Annotated in this window: 9 protein-coding genes, 1 tRNA gene and 2 pseudogenes; 4 read left to right on the top strand and 8 right to left on the bottom strand. The window is 73.7% G+C overall.

The annotated features are described in order from the left end of the window. The 4 genes and pseudogenes from O4U47_RS24700 to O4U47_RS24685 form a co-directional block, all read right to left on the bottom strand. Positions 1–661, bottom strand: a pseudogene (locus O4U47_RS24700) (hypothetical protein); the annotation flags it as partial. 262 nt (positions 662–923) lie between these two features. After that, positions 924–1,625, bottom strand: a complete 702-nt coding sequence (locus O4U47_RS24695) for a chaplin family protein (RefSeq protein WP_270680357.1) — start codon at positions 1,623–1,625, stop codon at positions 924–926. A gap of 136 nt (positions 1,626–1,761) precedes the next feature. Then, positions 1,762–2,829, bottom strand: coding sequence for a hypothetical protein (locus tag O4U47_RS24690; RefSeq protein ID WP_270680356.1), 1,068 nt, complete (start codon positions 2,827–2,829; stop codon positions 1,762–1,764). Between the two features lie 195 nt (positions 2,830–3,024). Further along, positions 3,025–4,353, bottom strand: coding sequence for a M20/M25/M40 family metallo-hydrolase (locus O4U47_RS24685; RefSeq protein ID WP_270680355.1), 1,329 nt, complete (start codon positions 4,351–4,353; stop codon positions 3,025–3,027). Positions 4,354–4,483: 130 nt separating this feature from the next. On the opposite strand from O4U47_RS24685, the gene O4U47_RS24680 reads away from it, so the two are divergent. After that, positions 4,484–4,568, top strand: a tRNA-Leu gene (locus O4U47_RS24680). 528 nt (positions 4,569–5,096) lie between these two features. Here the strand turns inward: O4U47_RS24680 and O4U47_RS24675 are convergent. Beyond that, positions 5,097–5,693, bottom strand: coding sequence for a TetR/AcrR family transcriptional regulator (locus tag O4U47_RS24675; RefSeq protein WP_270680354.1), 597 nt, complete (start codon positions 5,691–5,693; stop codon positions 5,097–5,099). A 120-nt stretch (positions 5,694–5,813) separates the two neighbouring features. On the opposite strand from O4U47_RS24675, the gene O4U47_RS24670 reads away from it, so the two are divergent. The 3 genes from O4U47_RS24670 to O4U47_RS24660 all read left to right on the top strand — a co-directional run bounded on the left by O4U47_RS24670 (position 5,814) and on the right by O4U47_RS24660 (position 9,787). Further along, positions 5,814–7,448 carry an FAD-dependent monooxygenase gene (locus O4U47_RS24670; protein WP_270680353.1) on the top strand — a complete coding sequence of 545 codons (1,635 nt, stop codon included), beginning with the start codon at positions 5,814–5,816 and terminating at the stop codon, positions 7,446–7,448. Continuing rightward, positions 7,445–8,146 (top strand): MBL fold metallo-hydrolase, encoded by a 702-nt coding sequence (locus O4U47_RS24665; protein ID WP_270680352.1) that lies wholly within the window; start codon positions 7,445–7,447, stop codon positions 8,144–8,146. Before O4U47_RS24670 ends, O4U47_RS24665 begins: the two co-directional genes overlap by 4 nt. Positions 8,147–8,722: 576 nt before the next feature. Next, entirely contained in the window at positions 8,723–9,787 is a 1,065-nt protein-coding gene (locus tag O4U47_RS24660) for a non-reducing end alpha-L-arabinofuranosidase family hydrolase (RefSeq protein ID WP_270680351.1), read from the top strand. Positions 9,788–9,858: 71 nt separating this feature from the next. On the opposite strand, the pseudogene O4U47_RS24655 reads toward O4U47_RS24660, so the two are convergent. The 3 genes and pseudogenes from O4U47_RS24655 to O4U47_RS24645 form a co-directional block, all read right to left on the bottom strand. Further along, positions 9,859–10,472 (bottom strand): annotated as a pseudogene (locus O4U47_RS24655) (alpha/beta fold hydrolase). Between the two features lie 244 nt (positions 10,473–10,716). Beyond that, entirely contained in the window at positions 10,717–11,145 is a 429-nt protein-coding gene (locus O4U47_RS24650) for a hypothetical protein (protein WP_270680349.1), read from the bottom strand. Positions 11,146–11,157: 12 nt separating this feature from the next. Then, positions 11,158–11,592, bottom strand: coding sequence for a MerR family transcriptional regulator (locus O4U47_RS24645; RefSeq protein ID WP_270680348.1), 435 nt, complete (start codon positions 11,590–11,592; stop codon positions 11,158–11,160). Positions 11,593–11,631: the final 39 nt, after the last annotated feature.

Here is an 11,631-nt window from a genome sequence, read left to right as displayed (position 1 = left end):
CCAGCACGCCCTGGTTGCCGCCCAGGACCGAGCCGTTGCCCGAGGTGATCGGGCCCTCGTCCTGGCCCGCGCGGTCGTGGACCACGAACGCGCCGGTGTCCTTGGAGGCGGCGTGGGCCGCGCTCAGCCCGGCCGCGATGGCGTTGCCGGAGAAGTTCACGGGCACGTCGCCGTGGCCCACGATCTGGTTGCCGCCGCCGGCCGAGCCGTTGCCCGAGGTGACGGGGGCGCTGTGGCCGCTGCGGCCGCTCTCCAGCACCCAGGCGCCGCTGTCCTCGGAGGTCGCGGCGGCGCTGCTGAGCACCCCGGCGACCGCGTTGCCCGAGGCGTTGACCGGGACGTCCAGGTCCAGCACGCCCTGGTTGCCGCCCAGGACCGAGCCGTTGCCCGAGGTGATCGGGCCGTCGTCGCCGTTGTCGTCGATGACGCGGGCGCCGGTGTCCTTGGAGGTGGCGTTGGCGGTGCTGCCGCCCAGGGCGATCGCGTTGCCCGAGACGTTCACGGGCACGTCGGCGTTGCCCACGATCTGGTTGCCGCCGCCGATGGAGCCGTTGCCCGAGGTGACGGGCGCGGAGTCGGCGAAGGAGACACCGGCGCCCAGCGCGACGAACCCGGCGGTGAGCAGGGCCGTCTTGGCGGAGGTGCGAACCCACTTGCGCATGTGGGATTTCCTTTCAGAGTACAGCGTGGAAATGAGATGGAACCGTGCGTGACCGCTCGCGCCCCGGCGTCCGTGGATCGGGCGCCGGCACGTCCTGGGCCGGACGGGGGCGCGCTCCGGTCACACCCTGATGCGTGGGTGGTGCACGCCCTGTGTCAGCTCCGCTCTGGCCGAGCGGCGGCTGACGTGAACCCCGCGGGCGGGCCGTGCCCGCGGGACTCGCGTCAGCCCCCGGTCCTCGCGGACCGGGAAGCCTGGTCCTTCACGCCCTCCTGCGGCGCCGCCCGGCGACCAGCGCCGCCAGGCCCGCTCCGAGGGCCGCGGCCCCGGCGACGGCGGTCGCCACCGCGCCGGGCCCGGTCACCGGGAGGCCGCCCGCGGCCTCCTCGGCCGCCGCGGGCGGGGCCGCGGCGGAGGGGGACGCGGCGGGCGGGGCCGCCACGGGGGCGGACTCCCCGCTCTCCCGCTCCTCCTCGGGTCCGGCCTGCCCCTCCTCGCGCTCGTCCTCTTCGGGCGGGGCGTAGCCGCCGGGGGACTCCTCCTCCGGCGCGTAGCCGTCGGGGCTCTCCTCCGGGAACGGCTCGTCGTAGCCGTCCTCCCCGTCGGACCCGTCGCAGGACGCGGTGGCGCTCCCCCCGACCGCCACCGCGTTGCCACAGGCGTTGACCGGGGCGTCGGCGTCGGCGCCGGCCTGGTTGCCGCCGAGCAGCGACCCGTCGCCGCCGGTCGTCGGGGACTCCGAGCCGCCGGAGGTCCCCGCGCCGGAGTCCGAGCAGGTCGCCCCGGCCGTTCCGAGCACGGCCACCGCGTTTCCGCAGACGTTGACCGGGGCGTCGGCGTCGGCGCCGGCCTGGTTGCCGCCGAGCAGCGACCCGTCGCCGCCGGTCGTCGAGGCGGCGGCCGGGGCGGCCGCCGCGGCGATGACGCCTGCGGCCGCGAGGGCGGCGAGTGTGGTCCTGGACATGGGTCGGATCCTTTTCCGTGGAGCGGACGTGTCGCGGGAGGTCACCGGAGCGGGGCACGGCGACGGGGCGGGGGCGCGGGGCGGCCGCGGCGCGCACGCCGGGGCCGGGCGGCGCCCGCCGCCTGGAGTGGGAGTACTAGTCGGGCGAGTACGACGGGTCGTCCGCGGCGTCGCGGACGACCAGGGCCGGGTCGCCGGGAAGGAACGCGCGCTGGGCGGCGGGGCGCAGCACGGCGCCGCGCTGCTGCAGCCAGAATCCGGCCGCGGGCGCGGGGAAGGGCGACGAGGACACGCCGGTCGCGGCCGAGTCCGAGCCGTTCCAGGCGCCGTCGGTGTCGGGGGCGGGGGCGTGCTCGACGGCACGCCCGCCCTCGGAACCGGCGACGGCGGTACCGCCGGTGGCCGCGGGGCGCTCGGCGCCCGCGTGGTCGGCCAGGGCGGCCGCGGCGCGCTCCCGGGCGCCGCGTGCGCGGGCACCGGCGCGGTCGCGCTCGTGCGCGCCCTCATCGGTGCGGGAGGCCGGGTGCTCGGGGGCGGCGCCCAGACCGCCTCCGACGATCCGCCCGAGCCCGTCGCGGACCCGGTCGGAGGTGCCGGCGGCGTCGGCGCCGAGCCCCTCGGAGACGGCCGAGGCGAGTTCCCCCTCGCCGAGGGAGGTGCGCAGCGGCTCGCCGAGCGGTTCCCCGGCGATCTCGCGGACCCCCTCGCGGACGCCCTCGCGGCCGGAGCGGACGGTGTCGGCGACCACCCGGTCCCCGACGGCGCCCTCCGCGGAGTCGACCGTGGAGCCGACCGTGGTCCCGACCTCGGAGCCGACGGACCGGACGGCCGCGTCGGCGCTGCGCACGGTGGAATCAACGGTTCCGTCCACCGCACCCGACACACCGCGCGCGGGCCGCCGCTCGGCCTTCCCGTACTCCGTCCCCGACGGCTCCGCCTCCGAAGGCGCCGCCGCCTCCTGCCCCTGCCGCGTCTCCCGCTCCTCCTGGGCGGCCTGCGCCTCGTCGACCGCCCGGCCGGCGGCCCCGCTCACCACGGGGACCTCGGCCAAGGCGTCGTCGGCGGCGTGCGCCGCGGAGGCGCCGACCAGCCACCCGCCGGCCACCAGGCCGGTGACGACCGCGAGGCGGCGCAGGGCGCGGACGCCCGGCAGGCGCAGGGCACCGGCGGGGCGGACCCGCCTGCCGCTGCCGACCTGCACCATGGAAAGCCACCTCGGGTGAAGAAGACGCACGGGTGCGCCGACCGGAGAACCCGGTCGACGGCGGGAACGTGTCCCGCAGACTGAGAGTCACGCTAGCACCACGGTGCGCTATTGGCGCAGCGAAAACAGCGAAACGGGCCGGAAAAATTCTCCGGCCCGCCTCACCGCCTCCGGAACCGCCTCCGGGGCCCCGCCTCAGCTCATGTCGATGAACCGGTCCAGCACCCGCGCGCCGAACCGCAGGGCGTCCACGGGGACGCGCTCGTCCACGCCGTGGAACATGCCGGAGAAGTTCAGCTCCGGGGGCAGGCGCAGCGGGGCGAAGCCGTAGTTGCGGATGCCGAGCCGCTGGAAGCTCTTGGCGTCGGTGCCGCCGGACAGGCAGTAGGGCACCGCGCGGGAGCCGGGGTCCTCCTCCTCAAGGGCGCGCGCCATGGCCGAGACCAGGCCGCCCTCGAAGTCGGTCTCCACGGAGGGGAGGTGGTGGATGAACTCGCGCTCGACGTCGGGGCCGAGCAGCCGGTCCACCTCGGCGAAGAACTCCTCCTCCATCCCGGGCAGGAACCGCCCGTCGACCTGGGCCCCGGCCGAGCCGGGGATGACGTTGGCCTTGTAGCCGCCCTCGAGGACGGTGGGGTTGAGCGTGTTGCGGAGGGTGGCGCCGATCATCCCGGCGATGGGGCCGAGGCGGGAGAGCACCGCCTCGGGGTCCTCCTCGTCGAAGGGGATGCCGAAGGCGTCGCACACCTCCTCCAGGAAGGTGCGCACGGTCTTGGTGAGCCGGACGGGGAACTCGTGGCGGCCGAGCCGGGCGACGGCCTCGGCGAGCTCGGTCACCGCGTTGTCGTCGTTGACCATCGACCCGTGCCCGGCGGTGCCGCGCGCCTTGAGGCGCATCCAGGCGATGCCCTTCTCGGCGGTCTCGATGAGGTAGAGGCGCCGGTTCTCCTCCACGGTGAAGCTGAAGCCGCCGACCTCGCTGATGGCCTCGGAGCAGTCGGCGAACAGCTCGGGGTGGTTGGCGACCAGCCACTGGGCGCCGTAGGTGCCCCCGGCCTCCTCGTCGGCGAGGAAGGCGAGGACCACGTCGCGCGGCGGCCGGCGCCCGGAGCGCACCCGCTCGCGGAAGACGGCCAGGGCCATGGCGTCCATGTCCTTCATGTCGACGGCGCCGCGGCCCCAGACGCACCCGTCGGCGATCTCGCCGGAGAAGGGGTCGCGGGTCCAGTCGGCGGCGTCGGCGGGCACCACGTCCAGGTGCCCGTGCACGAGCAAGGGCGCACGCGAGGAGTCCTCGCCGGGGATGCGCGCGATGACGCTGGTCCGCCCGGGGGCCGACTCCAGCACCCGCGGCTCGATGCCGACCTCGTCCAGCTTCCCGGCGACGTACTCGGCGGCCTCCCGCTCCCCCGGACCCGACATGTCCCCGTAGTTGGAGGTGTCGATGGCGATGAGCTCCCGGCAGAGGTCGACGACCTCCGCCTCGGCCCCGCTCAGGGCACCGCTGCCTTCGGTCTCGGGCATGGTGTGCACCAGCTCCTCTCGGCGACGTGTGGATCCGACCTTCCCATGCTCCACCCCGGCGGAAAACGATGTACGCCCGGGCTCAGACCTTTGCTATGGTTGACCGTGTCCGCGCGACGACGCGGACCGAGTCCGGGTGGCGGAATAGGTAGACGCGCTAGCTTGAGGTGCTAGTGCCCGTTAAGGGCATGGGGGTTCAAGTCCCCCCTCGGACACGCCAGTTCGTACATGTTGTGCGGGTCGAGGCTTCCCTCGGCCCGCACTGTGTGTTTCGGGGGCGGGTGTACATCCCTGGCCACCGTCGCCGCCCTGCAGCCTTGGCGATGGGGTGGTTCTCCGGATCCGGGTCGTCTGGATACAGGCACGTCCGGCTCGATGCTCTCTGAGGCCTCGGCAATGACGTTCTGCCTAGCCCGGGACGGCCGACTCCTACACCGCTTCCATGGCGAACGCCCCGAGCCTCTACCTCGTGGCCTCCGGCGCTCCGGCCCCCGAGGGCACAGCCGACCTGGTTGAACTCCTGCTCAACGACGGCTACCGAGTGCTCGTGCTCTCCACCCCGCGTGGAGTACCGCATGCCAGGAACCGGCAAGAGCCTCCCGCCCGCGGCCGGTGGATCCATGGCGACTCTCCGCCGACCACGCCGTCGGCTCGGCGACGGCCATGGTCGCCGCGAGGGAGGCGAGGCTTCCGAGTATCAGTAGCGTCCATGGGAGCACTCCCCCGCGGCGGCCGGGGGCCGGTCAGCGTGCCAGCTGCCCGGCGACGACGTCCCGGGCCGCCCGGCCGTAGGCCTCCGCCGACAGGTGCGGGTTCCATGCCCGCTGCAGGATGAAGCCCTGGACGACCGCGAGCAGCACGTGGGCCACGGCATCGGCGTCCACCTCCTCGGCGACGTCGCCGTCGCGCCGGCCCATCTCCACCCGGTCGCGCAGCGCCGACTCCAGCCGGGCCAGCTCACCGGCCATCCTGTCGGCCAGGTCGCGGTTGCGCAGCACCTCCCCCCAGGCCTGGACGGCGAGCCGCATCCGGTCGTCGGCGTCGTCGAGCCCGGTGATGGCGGCCGGCAGCCCGACAACGAGGTCGGGCACCGACCGGTGCTCCCGGAGCGCCTCCTGCACGACCCGCTCCACCGAGCCGATCGCCTCCAGCGAGATGGCGATGATGATCTCGTCCTTGCTGCGGAAGTACCGGTACACCGCTCCGGGTGACAGTCCGGCCTCGTCGATGACGTCCTGCATCGAGGTGCGGTGGAAGCCGTCGCGGGCGAACCGCGCGGCGGCTGCGGACAGGATGTGGCCGCGGCGGGCGGCGAGATACTCGGCGGTGACGCGGGGCATGGCCCCATAATAAAGCGAATGCTCGCTCTTGACAGCGCACCGCCCGACCGCCAGCATCTAAAAAGAAGGAACATTCGCTTTTGTTTAATGAGTCACCACCCACAGAGGAGGCTCCCCACCATGCAACGAACCCAAGTGCTGGTCGTCGGGGCGGGTCCCACGGGACTCGTCCTCGCCCTCCAGCTGCACCGTCTAGGGGTCGCGGTCCGCATCATCGACAAGCACCCCGGAGTCCTGGAGCTCACCAAGTCCGCCGCTCTCCACGCCCGCACCCTGGAACACTTCCGTGACCTGGGCGTGGCCGCCCGGGTCCTCGCCGAAGGCCGACGCGTCGACATCCTCACCCTGCGCACCGGCCACCGGGACCGCGTCAGCGTGGACTTCCGGGAATTGGCCGACACCGCATACCCCCACATGGTCGACATTCCACAGGCCCGCACCGAGCACATCCTGATCGACCGCCTCACCGCGATGGGCGTGCCGGTGGAACGCGAGACCACCTGCACCGGCATCGAGCAGACCCCCGAGGGGGTGACCGCCACGGTCACCACCCCCGACGGTGGAACCGAGACCGTCGCGGCCGCGTGGCTGGTCGGCTGCGACGGTGCCCACAGCACGGTGCGCGACCTCCTCGGCGTGGAGTTCGCCGGCGCGGCCTACGCCGACGACTGGGTGCTGTGCGACGCCGTGGTGGACTGGCCGCTGCCCCGCAACGAGATGGCCTTCTCCGCCGACACCGACGGCATCTACGGTGTGTTCCCCCTGCCGGGCGACCGCCGGTACCGGCTGGCCTACACCCAGCACCACGACCGCAACGGTGACCCGGTCGAGCCGGACCTCGCCGACGCCCAGCAGGCGATGGCCCGCACCGGCATCGAGGGCACCATCGAGTCGGTGGACCAGTTCTGGACGTTCAACCTCGCCCATCGCCAGGCCACCGGCTACCGGCGGCGCCGGGTGTTCCTCGCCGGCGACGCCGCCCACGTCCACACCCCGTTCGGCGGCCAGGGGCTGAACCTCGGCGTGGGCGACGCGATGAACCTCGGCTGGAAACTCGCCACCGTCGCCTCCGGGCACGCCCCGGTGGGGCTGCTGGACAGCTACGAGGCCGAACGACACCGCGTGGCCAAGCAGGTCGTCTCCTTCACCCACCTGGGTGCGCGGGCCATGCTGCTGCGCGGCGACCCGCGGCGCCACCTGCGCGACGCGACCATGGCCATGCTGCAGGCCGCCCCACCGGCACGGCACACGATGGCGCGACGCCTGTCCCAGCTGAGCCACGGCTACCGGGGCACCCCGGCCGTACACGGCCACGCCGCCCACCTGCACGCTGGGGACCGGCTGCCCGACCTCGAGCTGTTCGACGGCGTCGCCGACCGCACGGTCCGCCTGCACGACCTGCTGCCCCACGACCGGCACAGCCTGCTGCTCGCCGGGCACGGCGACAGCACGGCCCTCCTCGGGCGTGCCCGGGAGCTGGTCACCATGCCGGGCCACCGTCCCGACACGGTGGCGGCGCTGGTACTGACCTCGAACTGGGACGTCTCGGAGACGGCCCCGCAGCCGGGGGTACGCGCCGTACTGGACCGGGGGCGGCAGGCCGAGGAGCTGTACGGCCGTGGTCCCACCGCCTACCTGGTGCGTCCCGACCGCCACATCGGCTATGCCGGACCGCCGGACTCCCGGCGTCTCGCGGGCCGCCTGGCCGTGGTGCTCTCCCCGACCGTCACCCCGATGCCGGGAGGGCGGCGATGATCGAGCACACCGGCCGACCGCACCGGCGCGCGGTCGTGGCCGTCGACCTGCTGCAGTCCACCGCCTACGCGGTGCGCGGACAACGCACCGTACTGGTGGACGCCGGCCCGGCCGGGCACGAGCCGCGGCTGCTGCGCGGCCTGGCCCGCGCCGGTGTCGACCCTGCGGAGGTGTCGCTGATCGTGCTGACCCACTGCCACCCCGACCACGCCGGCGGCGCCGCCGAGCTCCGCCGGCGGCTGGATGTGCCCGTGGCGGTGCACGCCGCCGAGGCCGACTGGGCCAGGAACGGCACCAGCGTCTTCTACGACGCGCTGCGCCCCTTCGGGCACGTGCTTCGCCGCACGATGCGTCCGACCTTCCCGGCCTTCACCCCGGACATCGTGCTGGACGGCCGCACCGACCTTGCCCACCACGGGGCGCCGGTGACGGCGCTGCACACCCCCGGCCACACCCCGGGGTCGCTCAGCCTGCTGCACCACGGCGAGGGCGACGCCCTGGTCGGGGACCTGCTGGCCGGAAGCATGCTGCGCGGTGACCGGCCGGACGCCCCCTTCTTCGCCCAGAGCCTCACCGAGATCGAAAGCAGTGTGCGCACCGTGCTCGCCGAGGGTCCGCGCCGTCTGCTGTTCGGCCACGGCCACCCCGCCTCCGCCCGGTCGGTCCGCGACCGGCTCGCCCGCATCACCCATCGCTGACCCGGCGGGGCGTGGACAGGTCGAAGGCATGTGCCAGAGGTTCGAGTCCCCCTCGGCCACTCACCGGACTCCCATGGGGGTGACCGGAACCACGGTGCGGGTCGCGTCTGATCTCGGCCCGCACGACGTGTTCAGGGGGGAGGTAGCGTAGGCGCATCCCCGCGCAGAGGGCGTCCTTCGTCTCGCGGCGCGCAGGATCGCGGGCACCTCCGGCCGCCGCTCGTGCAGGGCGAGGATCCACGAGACGGGGAGCAGCCCCCTGAACAGTAGGCGGTACAAGGGCCCGCTCAGGTGGAGGCACCGCGACGACGTCGGCGGGCCGCGCGCGGCCCCCGGAAACCTTTTCGCGGGTGTGCCCCGACCAGCGGACACGGAGCGTCCGGAACATTGTGCGGATAACACTGGTTGACGTTCGGCATGTTATCGCTCACATTCGACGGCGAGGCACCGGGCTCATTCACCCCGCGCCGGTGCGTCGCTGATTGTTAACGCTCACATCCCCTATGTGGGGCCCAGATCCCTCGGTGCACCCATTCGGGATCCGGCCGTGCGGATCTGGGCCCCGGAGGAAGCGGCATGCCCATTCCTGAAACATTTTCGTCCCTTCGGCCGCGCGGCCGGTTTCCGCGGGCCGCCGTCGCCGCCGCGGCCGCCCTGGCGGTCGGCGGCTCCCTGGCCGCCCCGGCGTCCGCCGAGGTGGAGGCGGTAGAGGCCGCCGACGACGCCGCGTGCGCCCTCCCCTCGTCGTACGACTGGTCGTCGACCGGCCCGCTCGCGCAGCCCTCGCCGCAGTGGGTCTCCCTCAAGGACTTCACCCACGCCCCTTACAACGGACAGAACCTCGTCTACGCGACCAACCACGACTGGGGATCGTCGTGGGGATCGCTGAACTTCGACCTGTTCGACGACTGGTCCGGAATGGCCTCGGCCGGTCAGAACGGGATGCCCTTCCCGGCCGTCGCCCCGTCGCTCTTCTATTTCGCGCCCAAGGACGTCTGGGTGCTCGCCTATCAGTGGGGCGGCCCCTCCTTCTCCTATCGGACATCGGACGACCCCGCCAACGTGTACGGCTGGTCGGCGCCGCGGACGCTGTTCGACGGCAGCATCGGCGACTCCGACACGGGCCCCATCGATCAGGCGCTCATCGGCGACGACACGGACATGTACCTGTTCTTCGCCGGTGACAACGGCAGGATCTACCGCGCCGGCATGCCCATCGGCGATTTCCCGGGCAGCTTCGGCTCGACCTCGACGGTCGTCATGTCCGACGACAGGAACGACCTGTTCGAAGGGGTCCAGGTCTACAGCCTCGAAGGCCAGGACGGGTACCTCATGATCGTCGAGGCCATCGGCGCGCAGGGCGACCGGTACTTCCGCTCGTTCACGGCGGACAGCCTGGACGGCGCGTGGACGCCGCAGGCCGCCGACGAGTGGAGCCCCTTCGCGGGCAAGGCCAACAGCGGCGCCTGGTGGACCGACGACATCAGCCACGGCGAGCTGATCCGCACCGACGCCGACCAGGACATGTCCATCGACCCCTGCAACCTGCGGTTCCTCTACCAGGGACGCTCCCCCGACTCCGACGGCACCGACTACGGCCTCCTGCCCTACCGGCCCGGCCTGCTGACCCTGCAGAACTGACCCGGCAGAACCGGGCGTGATCCGCCGACCGGCCGGCGCTTCGGCGTCGGCCGGTCCGGAACCGGCGCCGTTCACCCCGCCTCCGCGGTGAAGGACAGCAGGTGCGCGGCCGTTCGCGAGGGGGCCTCCAGCATGGGGGAATGGCCGACACCCGGGATCAGCTCGATCCTGGAGCCCGGAACGGTGCGGTACTCGGCTGCGGACGAGGGACGCCACCTCCGGTCCTCCTCACCGAAGACCACGAGCAGCGGCTTGTCGAGCGCACGCAGGCGGTCGGGGAGCGCGCGCTCCTCCAGGTACGCGTCGGTCGGCTGAACGCGGTGCTCATCCCTTGGCGGAGGATGCCGTCGGTCCTCAGCCTCCACAGCAGTTGCCCGGCCACCGGGACGAACAGGAGCCGCCCGACGCCCCCGTCCGAGGCGAAGGCGTCCAACCGGGGCCCTGAGCCGATGAGCACGAGCCCGCCCACCAGGTCGCCCCGCCGCTCGGCGAGGGCCGTGGCCACCGAGCCGCCGGTGGAGTGCCCGACGACCACCGCCTCCTCCACTCCCAGCCGGTCCAGGACCTCACCCACCCGGCGCGCCTGCTCGGGGACCGAGTACCCGCCCCCGGTCGGCTTGGCCGAACGGCCGTGCCCGAGCAGGTCGACCCGGATGACGCGGTGGGACCCGGCCAGTCTCGGCACCAGCGGGTCCCACCAGCGGGCCGACCCGGCCAGCCCGTGGATCAGGACGAGCGCGGGGGCGTCCCGGGGGCCGTCCTGCCGCACCGCGTCCCCCGTGTCGGGGCCCGGCCCGCGCCGCGGCGGAGGCGGGCTACGCCGACCAGTCCCACCTGCACCGCGACGTCGTCGCGTTCACCGGGACGACCCCCGCGGCCGTCGCCGGGGAGCCGTTCCTGGCGGTGGACGACGTCGCCTGGCCCCGTTCTCACTCCCCGGCCCGCGCGCGCTTGGAGCCCGGGGTGTAGGAGACGTCGGCGACCGGGCGGAAGCGCAGGGCCGACCAGTCGGCGTCGACGGCGACCTGGGCCACGGCGTCCCAGGAGGCGGCGCCCAACGCCTCCCATCCCTGGTCGCGGCTGATGTCGGTCGGGATGCCCCCGCTCCGCTTCGGGTAACCGACCCACAGCAGGCCCCCGCGCGCGTGGGGCAGCAGTGGCGGGACCTTCGCCTCGACGTCCGCCCTGTCGCGGACGAACACGTGGATCCCGTCGTAGGCGGCGCCCTCGGCCATGGACGTGTCGATGCGCACGCCCTCGGGCGGCTGCAGCAGGCCGGGATAGCCGTCCGGCGCGCCCAGCGCAAGCAGGCGGTGCCCCGGCTTCACCCCCATCTTCTGCGCGAGCGTGCGTCCCATCGCCGGTGCCCCCTATGCCTGAACTGCTTCTCCCGCCCAGACCGTAGACCGGGGGTCCGGCGCCTCCACGGAGGCGCACCGGTGCGGGTGCTCCCCCGCCCGGTGGCGGCGGTTGGCGTCGATGACCTCGTCCAGCGATTCCCTGGTCCGCTGGAGCTCGGCGATGTGGGCGTCCAGGCGCTCCCGCTCCGCGAGCAGCACCTCCCACGCCTCGTCGGTGTGCCGCGTGCTCGGTGCGTCGACGCACGGGAGCAGCTCGGCGATGGCGCGGCTGGACAGCCCGGCCGCGAACAGCCGCCGCAGGAAGCGCACCCGGTCCACGCTTCCCTCGGCGTAGTGCCGCTGCCCGCTCGGGCTGCGCTCGCTGGTGAGCAGCCCCTGCTCCTCGTAGTAGCGCAGCGACCGGACGCTGGCGCCCGACCGCTCGGACAGTTCGCCGATCCGCATTCGCCCTCCCGTCGGCCACCGGCGCCGTGACTCCGGCCA

Source organism: Nocardiopsis suaedae (assembly GCF_027706745.1).
Taxonomy (GTDB): Bacteria; Actinomycetota; Actinomycetes; order Streptosporangiales; family Streptosporangiaceae; genus Nocardiopsis_A; species Nocardiopsis_A suaedae.
Note: the sequence above shows the minus strand (reverse complement) of the source record. Positions and strands in the feature narration are given on the sequence as shown.

Excerpts from the sequence above, each read along its gene's own strand:
- O4U47_RS24690 (WP_270680356.1), bottom strand. The coding sequence starts at position 2,829 with ATGGTGCAGGTCGGCAGCGGCAGGCGGGTCCGCCCCGCCGGTGCCCTG.
- O4U47_RS24665 (WP_270680352.1), top strand. The coding sequence starts at position 7,445 with ATGATCGAGCACACCGGCCGACCGCACCGGCGCGCGGTCGTGGCCGTC.
- O4U47_RS24695 (WP_270680357.1), bottom strand. The coding sequence starts at position 1,625 with ATGTCCAGGACCACACTCGCCGCCCTCGCGGCCGCAGGCGTCATCGCC.
- O4U47_RS24645 (WP_270680348.1), bottom strand. The coding sequence starts at position 11,592 with ATGCGGATCGGCGAACTGTCCGAGCGGTCGGGCGCCAGCGTCCGGTCG.
- O4U47_RS24650 (WP_270680349.1), bottom strand. The coding sequence starts at position 11,145 with ATGGGACGCACGCTCGCGCAGAAGATGGGGGTGAAGCCGGGGCACCGC.
- O4U47_RS24685 (WP_270680355.1), bottom strand. The coding sequence starts at position 4,353 with ATGCCCGAGACCGAAGGCAGCGGTGCCCTGAGCGGGGCCGAGGCGGAG.
- O4U47_RS24660 (WP_270680351.1), top strand. The coding sequence starts at position 8,723 with ATGCCCATTCCTGAAACATTTTCGTCCCTTCGGCCGCGCGGCCGGTTT.
- O4U47_RS24670 (WP_270680353.1), top strand. The coding sequence starts at position 5,814 with ATGCAACGAACCCAAGTGCTGGTCGTCGGGGCGGGTCCCACGGGACTC.
- O4U47_RS24675 (WP_270680354.1), bottom strand. The coding sequence starts at position 5,693 with ATGCCCCGCGTCACCGCCGAGTATCTCGCCGCCCGCCGCGGCCACATC.